The 14,211-nt window shown below is 45.3% G+C and carries 13 protein-coding genes; 12 read left to right on the plus strand and 1 reads right to left on the minus strand.

Annotated features, from left to right (window positions below; genetic code table 11):
• Positions 1–223 precede the first annotated feature (223 nt).
• From P253_RS01530 to P253_RS01560, 7 genes are all read left to right on the plus strand, one after another.
• Positions 224–1,627, plus strand: a complete 1,404-nt coding sequence (locus P253_RS01530; RefSeq protein ID WP_016659987.1) for an amino acid permease — start codon at positions 224–226, stop codon at positions 1,625–1,627.
• Positions 1,628–1,760: 133 nt separating this feature from the next.
• Positions 1,761–1,991 carry an LPS translocon maturation chaperone LptM gene (lptM, locus tag P253_RS01535; protein WP_016659988.1) on the plus strand — a complete coding sequence of 77 codons (231 nt, stop codon included), beginning with the start codon at positions 1,761–1,763 and terminating at the stop codon, positions 1,989–1,991.
• Positions 1,992–2,013: 22 nt separating this feature from the next.
• On the plus strand, positions 2,014–3,258 hold the full coding sequence (gene lysA, locus P253_RS01540) for a diaminopimelate decarboxylase (RefSeq protein WP_016659989.1): 1,245 nt from the start codon (positions 2,014–2,016) through the stop codon (positions 3,256–3,258).
• 13 nt (positions 3,259–3,271) lie between these two features.
• Positions 3,272–4,117, plus strand: a complete 846-nt coding sequence (gene dapF / locus P253_RS01545) for a diaminopimelate epimerase (RefSeq protein ID WP_016659990.1) — start codon at positions 3,272–3,274, stop codon at positions 4,115–4,117.
• 89 nt (positions 4,118–4,206) lie between these two features.
• The gene (locus P253_RS01550) at positions 4,207–4,749 is read left to right on the plus strand and encodes an alpha/beta fold hydrolase (RefSeq protein ID WP_042119390.1); all 543 of its coding nucleotides are present in this window, start codon (positions 4,207–4,209) and stop codon (positions 4,747–4,749) included.
• A 115-nt stretch (positions 4,750–4,864) separates the two neighbouring features.
• A complete protein-coding gene (locus P253_RS01555; protein WP_016659992.1) occupies positions 4,865–5,791 on the plus strand; it encodes a tyrosine recombinase XerC in 927 nt (308 codons plus the stop codon).
• Positions 5,792–6,005: 214 nt separating this feature from the next.
• Positions 6,006–6,377: a hypothetical protein gene (locus P253_RS01560; RefSeq protein WP_034597425.1), complete on the plus strand. Its 372-nt coding sequence runs from the start codon at positions 6,006–6,008 to the stop codon at positions 6,375–6,377.
• 82 nt (positions 6,378–6,459) lie between these two features.
• On the opposite strand, the gene P253_RS01565 is transcribed toward P253_RS01560, so the two are convergent.
• Entirely contained in the window at positions 6,460–6,954 is a 495-nt protein-coding gene (locus P253_RS01565; protein WP_016659993.1) for an Lrp/AsnC family transcriptional regulator, read from the minus strand.
• A gap of 113 nt (positions 6,955–7,067) precedes the next feature.
• Here P253_RS01565 and P253_RS01570 point away from each other — a divergent pair, with 113 nt between their 5' ends.
• The 5 genes from P253_RS01570 to gyrA all read left to right on the plus strand — a co-directional run bounded on the left by P253_RS01570 (position 7,068) and on the right by gyrA (position 14,153).
• A complete protein-coding gene (locus P253_RS01570; protein ID WP_016659994.1) occupies positions 7,068–7,673 on the plus strand; it encodes a LysE family translocator in 606 nt (201 codons plus the stop codon).
• Between the two features lie 500 nt (positions 7,674–8,173).
• The gene (locus P253_RS01575) at positions 8,174–8,923 is read left to right on the plus strand and encodes an electron transfer flavoprotein subunit beta/FixA family protein (protein ID WP_005176529.1); all 750 of its coding nucleotides are present in this window, start codon (positions 8,174–8,176) and stop codon (positions 8,921–8,923) included.
• Between the two features lie 18 nt (positions 8,924–8,941).
• Positions 8,942–9,874, plus strand: coding sequence for an FAD-binding protein (locus tag P253_RS01580; protein WP_005176532.1), 933 nt, complete (start codon positions 8,942–8,944; stop codon positions 9,872–9,874).
• Positions 9,875–10,049: 175 nt separating this feature from the next.
• Positions 10,050–10,751 carry a hypothetical protein gene (locus P253_RS01585; RefSeq protein WP_016659995.1) on the plus strand — a complete coding sequence of 234 codons (702 nt, stop codon included), beginning with the start codon at positions 10,050–10,052 and terminating at the stop codon, positions 10,749–10,751.
• Positions 10,752–11,189: 438 nt separating this feature from the next.
• Positions 11,190–14,153: a DNA gyrase subunit A gene (gene gyrA / locus P253_RS01590; RefSeq protein ID WP_016659996.1), complete on the plus strand. Its 2,964-nt coding sequence runs from the start codon at positions 11,190–11,192 to the stop codon at positions 14,151–14,153.
• Positions 14,154–14,211: the final 58 nt, after the last annotated feature.

The following is a 14,211-nucleotide window of genomic DNA, read 5'->3' on the forward strand; positions in this document are numbered from 1 at the left end:
CGTGCTGCATTTTTATTTGTTACACAGAATTTATGTTTTGACAAGAAAATTGATATAAACCTTGTCAATCCTCCCTTTGGATAAATTGATAACTTTTTGTTATAAGAAAAATAAATTAAATTTAATTATTCCGCAGAAAATATAGATGAAGCGGCATTTCTTTTTGTTTTCTGATTTCTTTTACGTTAGTTTGTCGTGGTTAACACTGAAGTTGAATTCAATAATGTCGTATCAAAATACAAATTCGTCACAAGAAAAAGGCGATCTGCAGCGAAGCTTATCTAACCGGCATTTACAGCTGATTGCCATTGGTGGCGCCATTGGAACAGGATTGTTCATGGGCTCAGGCAAAACCATCAGCCTGGCCGGGCCATCGATCCTGATTATTTATATGATTATTGGTTTTATGGTGTTCTGCGTGATGCGGGCGCTGGGCGAACTGTTGCTGTCCAATCTGCAATATAAATCCTTTATTGATTTCAGCACCGACCTGATTGGCCCGTGGGCCGGCTATTTCGTCGGCTGGACCTACTGGCTGTGCTGGATCACCATCGGCATTGCAGACCTGTCGGCGATTATTTATTACCTGCAATTCTTTAATGGCGGGATGCCGTTTACGCCTGAAGAAGGGGTGATGATCAGTATTGCAGCTATTGTCTTCATTATGGGCTTGAACCTGGTGACGGTGAAGCTGTTTGGTGAAATGGAGTTCTGGTTTGCACTGATTAAAATTATTGCCATTATTGTGCTGATTGCAGTCGGTTTATGGATGATTTTTACCGGCTTTACCTCAGATGCCGGCGCAGTCGCATCCTTTACGCATATCTGGAGTCATGGCGGCTTGTTCCCGACAGGTACTATGGGCTTCCTGGCCGGTTTCCAGATTGCGATTTTCGCCTTTGTTGGGGTAGAACTGGTCGGTACCACAGCGGCTGAAACCAAAGATCCGGAGAAAAACCTGCCGAAAGCGGTGAACTCGATTCCGGTACGTATCATCATTTTCTATGTATTGGCCTTATTAATTGTGATGTCGGTAACGCCATGGAACCAGATTGATCCGAATATCTCGCCGTTTGTCAACTTGTTCAGTCAGGCGGGTATTGCGGCCGCGGCGATTATCATGAACCTGGTGGTGCTGTCTTCGGTGATGTCGTCGATGAACAGTGGCGTATTCTCGACCAGCCGGATGCTGTTTGGTCTGTCACGTGAGCAGCAGGGTCCTAAAGCTTTTGGCCGTTTAAATAAACGTGCAGTACCAGCCAATGCGTTGTATTTCTCGGCGGTGTGTCTGCTGTTGGGTGCGGCGTTACAATACTTTGTACCCGATACCGTGAAAGCCTTTACGTTGGCGACCACGCTTTCGACCATTCTGTTTATTTGCGTCTGGCTGATTATTATCTGGAGCTATATTGTCTATTACAAAACCCGTCCGGAACTGCATGCCCAGTCGACTTTTAAATTGCCGGGTGGCCTGTTTACCTGCTGGATGGTGATCATCTTCTTTATTAGTATGATCTATGTGCTGTCTCTGGAGTCAGATACCTTGCAAGCCTTAATGATCAGTCCGATCTGGTTTGTGATTCTGCTGATTGGCTATTTCGGTTTCTATAAGCCAAAACAGAAATAAGCCATTGCACAACAAAAAACGTCAGTGTCCAACTGGCGTTTTTTTATGGCACAGGCTAATCTCTAGCGTTTAACACTTTGGTCACAGCAGTGATCGCGTTATACTTCATGGAAAATTTTAAATAGGTGGTCAGATGCGTTCTGTCATTTGCTGCATCAGTTTATTGACAGCCAGTTTTGTACTGGTCGGTTGTGGTCAATCGGGAGCTTTACAGTTGCCGAGTGATCCAAATTACGACAAACGTGCCAAATATCTGTTATATCCCAATGTCGATTCAGAGCAACATCCTGAAGAGCCGACACCTGCACCGGTACAGCAACAGTTTGCTGCACCTGTAGCTTCGAATTCCACGACGACACCTTAACGTTCATAGAAAGGATACATTCATGAGTTTCACCCGCATCAATGGGGTTTTGCACGCCGAACAATGTTCTTTACAACAGCTGGCGCAGCAATTTGGCACACCACTTTATGTTTATTCAAAAGCAACCTTTGAAAAGCATTATTTAGATATGGATCGTGCTTTTGGCTTTATCGACCATCAAATCTGTTTTGCGGTCAAGTCAAACTCCAATATTGCGGTGCTGAATGTATTGGCCAAGCTCGGTGCGGGTTTTGATATCGTGACCGGCGGCGAGCTGGCGCGCGTGTTGAAAGCCGGTGGCGATGCTTCGAAAATTGTATTCTCAGGTTTAGGCAAAACCGAAGCTGACATTAAAAAAGCACTGGAAGTGGGCATTGCCTGCTTTAACGTTGAATCCTATGCAGAGCTGGATCGGATTCAGAAAGTGGCGGCTGAACTGAAGGTTAAAGCGCCAATTTCTTTACGTGTGAATCCGGATGTCGATGCCAAAACCCATCCTTATATTTCAACCGGTTTAAAAGAAAACAAATTCGGTATTCCATCAGATAGTGTATTTGATACCTATCAATATGCAGCATCGTTACCTAATCTGGACATTGTCGGGATTGACTGTCATATCGGTTCACAACTGACCGAAACCCAGCCTTTTGTTGATGCGCTGGATCGGGTCATGCTGATGATCGAGCAGCTGAAACAGATGGGCATCACACTCAAACACATTGATATTGGTGGTGGCTTGGGCGTGACCTATAAAGATGAAACTCCGCCATCGGTTGAAGAATATGCCAATGCACTGCGCCCGGCTTTAGAAAAACTGGGCCTGAAAGTGTATATGGAACCGGGCCGGAGTATTTCCGCCAATGCCGGTGTGCTGCTGACCAAAGTCGATTTACTCAAACCGACCAATCACCGTAATTTCGCAATTATTGATGCGGCAATGAATGACCTGATTCGTCCTGCTTTATATGAAGCGTGGATGGACATTCAGCCGGTGACGCCACGTACCGATGTCGAAACCCAACAGTGGGATGTAGTCGGTGCCATCTGTGAAACAGGTGATTTCCTTGGTAAAGAGCGTGATCTTGCCATTCAGGAAAACGATGTACTGGCAGTGCTGGGTGCCGGCGCTTATGGTTTTGTGATGAGCTCCAACTACAACAGCCGTGGCCGTGCTGCAGAAGTGATGGTCGATGGTGATCAGGCACATCTGATTCGTGAACGTGAAACTATTGAATCACTCTGGGAACGTGAGCGTTTATTGCCTTAAGGAGTAAATCAGGATGTTTTTAGAATTTACCAAGATGCATGGTCTGGGCAATGACTTTATGGTGGTTGATTTAATCAGCCAGCGCGCCTATTTCGATAGTCTGACCATTCAGCGTCTGGCCGACCGTCACTTTGGTGTCGGGTTTGACCAGTTGCTGGTGGTTGAGCCACCTGATGTTCCGAATGCCGATTTTAAATACCGTATTTTTAATGCCGATGGCTCAGAAGTCGAGCAGTGTGGTAATGGCGTACGCTGTTTTGCGCGTTTTGTGCATGAGCGCCAGCTGACCAGCAAAACCAAAATCAAGGTGCAAACCAAAGCCGGGATTGTTGAGCCGGAACTGGGTCAAAATGGCTGGGTGCGGGTAAATATGGGGCAGCCGAAATTCCTGCCGCAAGAAATTCCGTTTATTGCCGATGAACCGGATAACTTATATGACCTGATGCTGGCCAATGAAGAGAAGCTGAGCATTGATGTGGTCAATATGGGTAATCCACATGCTGTGACCATTGTGCAGGATATTCTGACGGCTGATGTCGCACGTTTAGGTCCACAAATTGAATCGCATGAGCGTTTCCCGCAGCGCGTGAACGCCGGTTTTATGCAAATTCTGGATGAACAGCATGCCCGTTTACGTGTGTTTGAACGTGGTGTCGGTGAAACGCTGGCCTGCGGTACGGGCGCGTGTGCAGCAGCAGTTTCAGGCATGCGCCGTGGCTTACTGGCCAGCAAAGTTGAAATTGAACTGGCGGGTGGCAAGTTACAGATCGAATGGAAAGAAGGCGATGTGGTCTGGATGACCGGTCCAACTGCCAATGTCTATGAAGGCCGTCTGGATTTACGTTATTTCCAGGGCTAATCTGACCATTTCCTATACAAAAGCACCGTTCTATTCACGGTGCTTTTTTATGTTAGGATGATTTGAGTTTTGCCTGCAGAGCCATGATGATGCATAAACTTGTTTTTCTGCCGGGTGCCTCAGGTAGTCAGCAATTCTGGCAGCCGTTAATGGCCCGGTTGCCAGCATCGGCCCGGAAAACCGTGATTGCTTATCCCGGTTTTGATGGGGTAGAAGCCGATGCCAGCATTCAGAGTCTGGCCGATCTGAAAACGCGGGTGATCAGTCAGATTGAAGAGGACAGCATTCTGATTGCCCAGTCGATGGGCGGAGTGTTGGCCATAGCCGCTGCATTGCAGCAGCCGAATAGACTTCGGGCCTTGGTGTTAATGGCTACTTCGGGCGGACTGGATTTAACTCCGTTTCAGGCCAAAGACTGGCGTGAGATTGAACCCCTGCAATGGGCCAAGCTGCCGCAGTGGTTTGTGGAAGATCAGACCTATTATCATCCGGAACAATTGGCCAGTATTGATCTGCCGGTGTTATTGCTTTGGGCCGATCAGGATGAATTGAGTCCGGTTGCCGTTGGTGAGTTTCTGGCCCGGCAGTTGCCGAATGCCCGATTGGTGATTATGCCCGATGCTGATCACTGATTTGCATCCTCGCAGGCTGAACGTGTCGCCGGGGAGATCAACCGTTTTTTACACGACTATTTTTGCAAAGCTACTTTTTAAAAGACAATTTTTTACCAGAACATAGGATGGTGTGATGAAGTTAAGTGCTGAACAGTTACTGGAGATGTGGCTGAAACAACGCGAAATCCAGCATCAGTCGGCACATACTTTGCATGCTTATGCACGTGATGTTGGTGATTTCCTTCATTTTTGTCAGCAGAAAAACATGCCGCTGGCCGATGTGGAAACCGCTGACTTGCGTGAGTTTTTGGCGCATAAGGTCGAAGCGCAGCAGTTGAGTTCCAGCAGTTTGCAGCGCATGTTGTCTTCTATTCGCCAGTTTATGAAATGGGCTGAACAGGGGGGGTATTTGGCGTTTAATCCGGCTGATGATTTTCAGTTAAAACGTCAGCCACGTCCTTTGCCGGGCATGGTCGATATTGAAACGGTACAGCAGATTTTAGATCAGCCAGAGCCGGAGTCAGAGCGGCAAAAACAGCTCTGGATTCGTGATAAAGCGATTTTGGAGCTGCTGTATTCCAGTGGATTGCGTCTGGCGGAAGTGCAGGGCTTAAGAATTAAAGATCTGGATTTTAACCGGCAGTTATTGCGGATTACCGGTAAGGGCAATAAAACCCGGGTGGTACCGTTTGGTTCTAAAGCCAAAGGCAGTGTGATGCGCTGGCTACAGATTTATCCGCTGTGGCAGGGTGATTTTGTCCCGGATGCGCAGCTGTTTATTACGGAAAAAGGACAACCACTCGGTGCGCGGCAAATTGAAAACCGGGTCAAATTGCAGGCCCAGCGTGCTGGTGTCAATGTCGATTTGCATCCGCACTTATTGCGACATTGTTTTGCCAGTCACATGTTATCCAATAGCCGCGATTTGCGTGCGGTGCAGGAGATGTTGGGGCACAGTAATTTGACCACCACACAAATTTATACCCATGTCGATTTTGATCATTTGGCGCAGGTTTATGATCAGGCTCATCCAAGGGCGCAGCGCAAAGAGCAGGGCTGAATTGAGGTGGGTGAAAAGGACTTTCAATTCACGGGTGAAAGACTAGAATAGAGGTGTCAGGCATGAGCATGTGCCACCATTGTAGAATAAAAATAAAGGTGGAGATGGCGTATAAAGAGGGTTAATTTTTGACTCGAGTAATATTCAGAACGAGCACAAAAATTCCAAGGACCCAACCTGATTGATGATTTGGGAAAAATGTAAAGGCATAGATATGATTTCGGATATTCAACAAAAATATGAACAGCTGAGTCCGGCGCAAAAAGAAATTTTTGCCGGTTATGGTTTAAGACAGGTGAAACACTTTGTGGAAATTAACCTGCCAGCCATGCAGGCTATTTTACCTGAACAGGCCGTGATTCAAGGCATTAACGCACAAGGTAAGGTGCAGGCGGTTCATACGGAAACAGGTCAAGGCTATTTATGGATTTCCGATCGTCAGTGGCAGGAAAGCCAGCAATTGACCCAAACCGTCGATGCAACTGAAGATTTTATGCAGGTCTGGAAAGTGTTTAATCTGGCTGAATATGACCTGATTGATTTAAGCCACGTGCACCGCGACTTTTTGGATGGTCAGCAGGCTTAAACATAAGCACTACGTGCAGCATAGCAAGAGAAGGTTATCTTGCGTGCTGCAACTTAACAATCTTCAAAATCGCCGGCTAGGCTTATAAATCTTCCAGCGGCAGCTGAAAACTCTGTTTAATAATTTGACTTGGCAAATCGGTTTTGACACTGGTGATGCCATTTTTTTTGGTTAAATGGGTGGACTGAAATTTACGATAACTTTCTAAATCGGGCACCACCACTTTCAGCATGGCATCGCATTCCCCCAAAATAATATAGCACTCCATCACCTGCGGTAATTCTTTCATCGCCTCAATGAAGGTATCAATAGTTTCGGCATCCTGCCCGACCAGCCAGATCCGGGAAAATAAAATCAGTTGAAACCCAATCTTATGCGGGTCCACCACCGTAGTGTAATTCTGGATTACTCCGGCTTCTTCTAAAATTTTCACCCGTCTTAAGCAGGAGGACGGCGACAGGCCAATTTCACGGGCCAAATCGTTATTCTGAATGCGGCCATTGTTCTGTAAAGCTCGAATGATATTTTTGTCGATGCGATCCAGATTTATTCGAACAGACTTTGGATATTGCTTCATAAATTAGAAGATAATTTGAAAAATTATTTAAATTATAGAATATTTGAAATCCTATTTTATAGCGTTTCGCAGATACTAATTTTCACTTTCTCAAGTACGACGGGAAAAAGGAAATGTCTGTATGGGTACTTTTTGCATTGACTGTGTTGCCGCTGATTTTTACGCCGGGGCCGGATATGTTATTCATTTTGTCGCAAGTGATGGGTAAAGATGCAAAAGCAGGCATGATGGCCACAGTCGGCGTGTGTAGTGGTTATCTGGTGCATTCGATTCTGGTGGCGTTGGGAATTGCCGCGATTATTGTGTCCTTTCCGCTATTATTTGAAGCGATTCGCTGGTTAGGTATCGCATATTTGCTGTATTTGGCGGTGGGTTTATTCAAGTCGGTATTGAGCAAGAAAAAGCTGGCGATTGAAAGTCGCAGCAGCAGTCATCCGGTGCGCAAAGGATTTTTTACGGCACTGTTGAATCCGAAAGGCATGCTGATTTACTTTGCGATTTTGCCGCAGTTTATTGATAAAACTGGAAATACCGTTACTCAAGGCTTGTTATTGTCCTGCATTTTTATTGGGCTAATTTTTATTGTGTACTGCGCGTTAAGTCTGATCTTTGCCAAAATCACCCAGAAAACCCAGCTGGATGAACGTAAACAGAAGTGGATTGATGGTACATCTGGTGGTTTACTGGCGCTGGCGGCCAGCTGGTTAATGGTCAATTAAGCTGTGAAATTTAGAAAAAGCATGTCCTAGGTCGACATGCTTTTTTATATGGAGAGCGTGAAAAAGAGAATTGTTACAAAAACAGAAATGAACCGATGGTCATCTTAGACCAAAGTCTCACATGGGATACAAACTGCTATCCTAAATGACATCAAAATAGCCAGGTTTCGGTCTGCTATGGTAAAAAATGAATAATAATTCATTTTATTGTGCTGGCTGGTTAATCAGAACAACTGATGTGATACATAAGATAAAAAGATAATATAAATCAATGGTTAAAATATGGCTTAATCTGGCTGAAATATAGCTGGGTTAAGCTGGATGAAAAAAGTATGAACGCAACGTTCAGCTATTTTTACGCATTTTTACAGCTTCTTGGGCAATTGTGACTTGACCGAAATGCCAAACCCATTGCAAGATAAGACACCTACAAAAATTTAAGTGAAGAGTTATCTTAACTTTTCTCATCTTTTACATTTACTAAAACAGCCGAGGATTACATGAAGGCTCTTGTTGCTGTAAAACGTGTGGTTGATGCCAACGTTAAAGTTCGCGTTAAACCGGACAATAGTGGGGTTGACCTTACTAACGTTAAAATGTCAATTAACCCATTCTGTGAAATCGCCGTGGAAGAAGCGGTTCGTCTAAAAGAAAAAGGAACAGTTTCAGAAATCGTTGTTGTTTCTATCGGTCCTAAAGAAGCGCAGGAACAAATCCGTTCTGCTATGGCGCTTGGTGCTGACCGCGGTATTTTAGTTGAAACTGCAGATGAAATTGGCGCACTTGAAGTGGCTAAAATTTTAAAAGGTGTTGTTGAGCAAGAGCAGCCACAACTGATCCTTTTAGGTAAACAGGCAATCGATGATGACTCAAACCAGGTGGGTCAGATGTTGGGTGCTTTACTGGGCGCAGGTCAAGGTACATTCGCTTCTGAAGTGAAAGTAGACGGCGACAAAGTACAAGTGACACGTGAAATCGATGGCGGTTTACAAACTGTTGAATTATCACTGCCAGCAATCATCACGACTGACTTGCGTTTGAATGAGCCACGTTATGCGGCACTTCCAAACATTATGAAAGCGCGTAAAAAACCGCTGGATACCAAGTCTCCTGCAGATTACGGTGTATCAGCCGGGACTAAACTGAAAACTGTAAAAGTTGAGTCACCAGCTGAACGTAAAGCGGGCGTACAAGTGAAGTCTGTAGATGAGCTTGTTGAAAAATTAAAAAATGAAGCGAAAGTGATCTAATACAGAAGGATATAAATCATGAGTATTTTAGTTATCGCTGAGCACGACAACAAAGCACTAAATGGTGCAACGTTAAACGTTGTGGCTGCAGCTCAAAAAATCGGTGGTGATATCACTGTATTGGTTGCTGGTTCTGGCGCGCAAGCAGTTGCTGATCAGGCAGCTAAAGTTGCGGGCGTGAGCAAAGTATTACTGGCTGATGATGCTGCCTATGCAAATCAGCTGGCTGAAAATGTCGCAAAACTGGTTGCTGAATTGGGTAAAGGCTATAGCCATATCCTTGCAGCATCTACAACAACAGGTAAAAACATTTTACCTCGCGCTGCAGCATTGCTGGATGTCAGCATGATTACTGACATTATTGCAGTAGATAGTCCAAATACATTCAAGCGTCCAATTTATGCCGGTAACGCGATTGCAACTGTTGAATCTTCAGAAGCAATTGTTGTCGGTACTGTACGTGGTACAGCATTTGATGCGGTTGCTGCGGAAGGTGGTTCAGCTGCGGTTGAAGCTGCGGCATCTACAGGCGATGCAGGTATTTCTAAGTTTGTGAACGAAGAAATCGTGAAATCTGAACGTCCTGAATTAACAGCTGCACGTATTGTAGTATCAGGTGGTCGTGGTGTAGGTTCAGGTGAGAACTATCACAAAGTACTTGATCCACTGGCAGACAAGCTAGGTGCAGCACAAGGTGCATCTCGTGCAGCGGTTGATGCGGGCTTCGTTCCAAACGATATGCAGGTTGGTCAAACAGGTAAAATCGTTGCCCCTGATCTGTACATCGCTGTGGGTATCTCAGGTGCGATCCAGCACTTGGCCGGTATGAAAGATTCTAAAGTGATCGTTGCGATCAACAAAGATGAAGAAGCACCAATTAATGCAGTAGCTGACTACTGGTTAGTAGGTGACTTGAACACTGTAGTTCCAGAATTGGTTTCTAAAATCTAATTCCTGAACTTCGGTTAAAAAGACGCTCTTGCGCAAGCAGTAAAAGTTTTTACTTTGCTGTTTTGTTCAGGGGCGTTTTTTATTCTGTAATTTTTTATCGGAATTCATCAAAATTTAACATTTTTAGTATTGTTAAATTCAATAAACAGCAGAAGAGTCTAAAAATTATGCTAGTATGCCGGTTTTTGAAATCTTTGATTTCGTCAGCCGGAGTCTCCCATTGAGTTTTGATACCCGATTGTCCAATCAAGTCTTTATCTTATTTCTGCTGTGTCTAGGTTTGCCATTCCTGGTCGATTTGCATCTGCCACTTTTAGATGGTCAGCTCGTGCGTGGCGTTGAAAATGTTCAGGCTTTCTTATTATTGTTCTGTGCAATATTCAGTTATTTTTATATCCGTCCTTTTGATTTGGCGGATGGACAAAAGCAGTTCTGGTTATGGGCAATTTGCTGGTGGCTATTGTTGTTTGGCCGCAGTATCAGCTGGGGGCGAGATTATTTTCCGGAAGTGCCGAAAGTGTATTTCAGAGCGATTTCAATTGTGCTGATTGCGCCTGTGGTGTTTATGCTGTTCTCTCGTCATTTGCGTGCCGAAATTGTGCGTAAATTTAAGTCGGTATCCTTGCCGCTCTGGGTTTTAATTTTGAGTGTAGTCGGTCTAATTGCCGCAGATTCTATCGAACATGGCCGTGCCATCAGCTTTATTTTCCTGCACGATGTGGCTTATAAAGATTTTATGGAAGAAATGTATGAATTCCCGTTAATCCTGGGCTTATTCATGATGACTCTGCATATTATGAAGCAGGATAAACCGCCAGTGGTGGCCGAGCCAGTATATCTGGAGCTGGATGATCACGAAGCGGTGGCCAAGAACTAAGTCGGTTTCACATCATGCTCTCAAATATAAATCATGCCTTGTCCGAGGCATGATTTTTTTATGTCTTTTATTTCAAAAAAGAAGATTGCTTGATCCAAGGCCAATTTTGTCGCAAAGCGTATATTTTATGCATAGCGCAATATTGATCAAATGAGCAGAAATGCCATGTGGCGCGATGGATTTCACAGCTGGATATGCTGATAAAAGTAGCTGCAAGACCGATTGGCAAAAATAGCTTAAAAATGTACCAAAAACTCATCTTTAAACATTAGAAAATTAACAAGATTAAGATGAACAGGATGACACAAAAATAGGACTATTTATGCTATAATTCCCAGCTAAATTTTCGTTTTTTAACTCAAGTTTTGAGTTAAATTTTTTGCCAAATTTACGATATAAAATGCGGGCAGAAATCTGCTTGTATAACAAGGAGTATGCATGAGCGTATCGGAAATTAGACCGATTGCCATTGAGGATGAACTCAAGCATTCATATCTCGATTATGCAATGAGCGTGATTGTGTCACGGGCATTGCCAGATGTACGAGATGGTTTAAAACCTGTTCATCGTCGTGTGCTTTATGCAATGCACGAATTGGGCAATGACTACAACAAAGCCTACAAAAAGTCTGCCCGTGTTGTGGGTGATGTGATCGGTAAATACCATCCACACGGCGATTCCGCAGTCTATGAAACCATCGTTCGTATGGCGCAAGACTTCAGTCTGCGTTATCAACTGGTGGATGGTCAGGGTAACTTCGGTTCGATTGATGGCGATAGTGCGGCCGCAATGCGTTATACCGAAGTACGTATGACCAAGCTGGCCCATGAACTCCTGGCCGATCTGGAAAAAGATACCGTAGATTGGGTCGATAACTACGATGGCTCGGAGCGTATTCCTGACGTTCTGCCAACCCGTATTCCAAACCTGCTGGTGAATGGTTCTGCCGGTATTGCCGTCGGTATGGCGACCAATATGGCACCGCATAACCTTACCGAAGTGATTAATGCCTGCCTGGCCTATGCCGATAATCCGAATATCAGCATTGAAGGCCTGATGGAACACATCAGTGGTCCAGACTTCCCGACAGGCGGCATCATTTACGGTAAATCGGGCATTGTCGATGCTTACCGTACCGGTAAAGGCCGTTTGCATATCCGTGGTAAATATCATTTTGAAGAAGACCAGAAATCTGGTCGTACCACCATTGTCTTTACTGAAATTCCGTATCAGGTTAACAAAGCCAAAACCATTGAGCGTATTGCTGAACTGGTTAAAGAGAAAAAACTGGAAGGAATCTCGGAGTTACGTGACGAGTCCGATAAAGACGGTATGCGCATTGCGATTGACTTGAAACGTGGTGAGAACGCCGAAGTCATCGTCAATAACCTGTTCCTGAACACGCAGCTGGAAAACTCGTTCAGTATCAACATGGTCTGCCTCGACAACGGCCAGCCAAAACTGATGAACCTGAAAGACATCATTGCTGCGTTTATCCGTCACCGCCAGGAAGTGGTGACTCGCCGTACCATGTATGAACTGCGCAAAGCACGTGAACGCGGTCATATCTTGGAAGGTCTGACCGTTGCTTTGGCGAATATTGATGCCATCATCGAAACCATTAAAACTTCTGCCAACCCGGCCGAAGCGCGTGAGCGTTTACAGGCTGGCGAATGGGCCGCTGGTGGTGTGGTGGCATTGCTGGAAAAAGCCGGTTCCGTGTCTATTCGCCCGGATGAAATTGAAGGTGAAGATTTAAGCCGTCCATTTGGTTTGGATGGAGATGTTTATCGTCTTTCTCCAGCGCAGGTCGGTGCGATTCTGGAACTGCGTTTACACCGCTTAACCGGTCTGGAACAAGACAAGTTACATGCAGAATATTCTGAAATTCTGGCGCAAATCGCTGAATACACTGCTATTTTAAATGACTTTAATTTATTGATGGCGGTGATTCGTGAAGAGCTGGCGCTGTTATTGCAGCAATATGGCGATGCACGTCGCACTGAAATTGTTGAATCCCGCATCGACTTCTCGCGTGAAGATTTAATTCCTGAAGAGCAGGTGGTGTTAACCGTTTCACAATCCGGTTATGCCAAGACTCAGCCATTGTCCGATTATCAGGCTCAGCGCCGTGGTGGTCGTGGTAAGTCTGCCACAAGCATGAAAGAAGATGATTATATCCAGCATCTGATTGTCACCTCGAACCACGCGACCGTACTGTGCTTTACCGATGTCGGTAAGGTCTATCGCCTGAAAGTATTTGAAGTGCCACAAGCTTCACGTGGTTCGAAAGGCCGTCCAATGGTCAACCTGTTGCCATTAGATGCCAATGAAACCATTACCGCGATTCTGCCAGTAATTGATGCACCGAAGAAATTCAAAGAGCGTCTGGCCGATTTCCGTAGTTTTGTGAAAGCCAACTCAGTACAATTACAGCAAAATCAAGTAATTGCTAGCCATTATGTCGAACTTGAAGCCGCATTTGCAGAACTGGCAGATGGTGATGATCTGTCGGATGCCTTGCGTGTTCAGTTAAAGCAGCTGGGCCTAGAGCTGTCAGCCACAGACCTGGATGATGAAATTGTTGCAGAATTTGCCGAGCAGGCTGAAAATCTGCGCAAAAACTTCTATGTGTTTATGGCAACAGCGTCTGGTACGGTTAAACGTGTCGAGCTGGAGCAGTTCAGCAATGTGCGTTCTAACGGTTTACGTGCCATTGAACTGAACGAAGAAGACACCCTGATTGGCGTGGCGATTACCGATGGCGAGCAGCAGATCATGCTGTTCTCGAATGAAGGTAAGGCAATCCGTTTTGCTGAAACTGATGTTCGTGCCATGGGCCGTTCAGCCAAAGGTGTGCGTGGTATGCGTGTCACCATTGGTGCAGCTCAAGCGGAAGAGGCCGAAGACGATACAGCCGATAGCGAAGATGATGCAACCGATAGCAATTTTGTTAGCCGGATTGTGTCGCTGGTCGTGGTGCCAGAAACCGGTGAAGTGCTGTGTGCATCCGCCAATGGTTATGGTAAACGTACTCCGGTCGATGACTTCCCGACCAAAAAACGGGGCGGTAAGGGTGTAATTGCGATCAAGACCTCTGAACGTAACGGTGAACTGGTCGGTGCGGTGGCCATTGATGCCTCGAAAGAATTGATGCTGATTTCGGATGGCGGTACGCTGGTACGTACCCGTGCTTCGGAAGTGGCAGAAACTGGTCGTAATGCGCAAGGTGTACGTTTAATCCGTTTAGGTGAAAATGAAACCTTGGTGGGTGTAGAAGCGATTGAAGCCGTGGAAGAAGATGAATTTTCTGAAGATTTAGCTGATGAAAATACAGCTTTAGATACGGTAGAGACCGATGCAGTAGCTGCTGAGCAGGATGAAAAACCGGCTGAAGAATAATTTTTCTTCTCATGAAAAGGACGCTTCGGCGTCCTTTTTTACACAGTACCGTACAGGA

This window comes from Acinetobacter indicus CIP 110367, assembly GCF_000488255.1.
Lineage (GTDB): Bacteria > Pseudomonadota > Gammaproteobacteria > Pseudomonadales > Moraxellaceae > Acinetobacter > Acinetobacter indicus.

Bases quoted from the DNA above. Each gene is read 5' to 3' on its own strand.
- P253_RS01530 (WP_016659987.1), top strand. From the start codon at position 224: ATGTCGTATCAAAATACAAATTCGTCACAAGAAAAAGGCGATCTGCAG.
- lptM (WP_016659988.1), top strand. From the start codon at position 1,761: ATGCGTTCTGTCATTTGCTGCATCAGTTTATTGACAGCCAGTTTTGTA.
- lysA (WP_016659989.1), top strand. From the start codon at position 2,014: ATGAGTTTCACCCGCATCAATGGGGTTTTGCACGCCGAACAATGTTCT.
- dapF (WP_016659990.1), top strand. From the start codon at position 3,272: ATGTTTTTAGAATTTACCAAGATGCATGGTCTGGGCAATGACTTTATG.
- P253_RS01550 (WP_042119390.1), top strand. From the start codon at position 4,207: ATGCATAAACTTGTTTTTCTGCCGGGTGCCTCAGGTAGTCAGCAATTC.
- P253_RS01555 (WP_016659992.1), top strand. From the start codon at position 4,865: ATGAAGTTAAGTGCTGAACAGTTACTGGAGATGTGGCTGAAACAACGC.
- P253_RS01560 (WP_034597425.1), top strand. From the start codon at position 6,006: ATGATTTCGGATATTCAACAAAAATATGAACAGCTGAGTCCGGCGCAA.
- P253_RS01565 (WP_016659993.1), bottom strand. From the start codon at position 6,954: ATGAAGCAATATCCAAAGTCTGTTCGAATAAATCTGGATCGCATCGAC.
- P253_RS01570 (WP_016659994.1), top strand. From the start codon at position 7,068: ATGTCTGTATGGGTACTTTTTGCATTGACTGTGTTGCCGCTGATTTTT.
- P253_RS01575 (WP_005176529.1), top strand. From the start codon at position 8,174: ATGAAGGCTCTTGTTGCTGTAAAACGTGTGGTTGATGCCAACGTTAAA.
- P253_RS01580 (WP_005176532.1), top strand. From the start codon at position 8,942: ATGAGTATTTTAGTTATCGCTGAGCACGACAACAAAGCACTAAATGGT.
- P253_RS01585 (WP_016659995.1), top strand. From the start codon at position 10,050: ATGCCGGTTTTTGAAATCTTTGATTTCGTCAGCCGGAGTCTCCCATTG.
- gyrA (WP_016659996.1), top strand. From the start codon at position 11,190: ATGAGCGTATCGGAAATTAGACCGATTGCCATTGAGGATGAACTCAAG.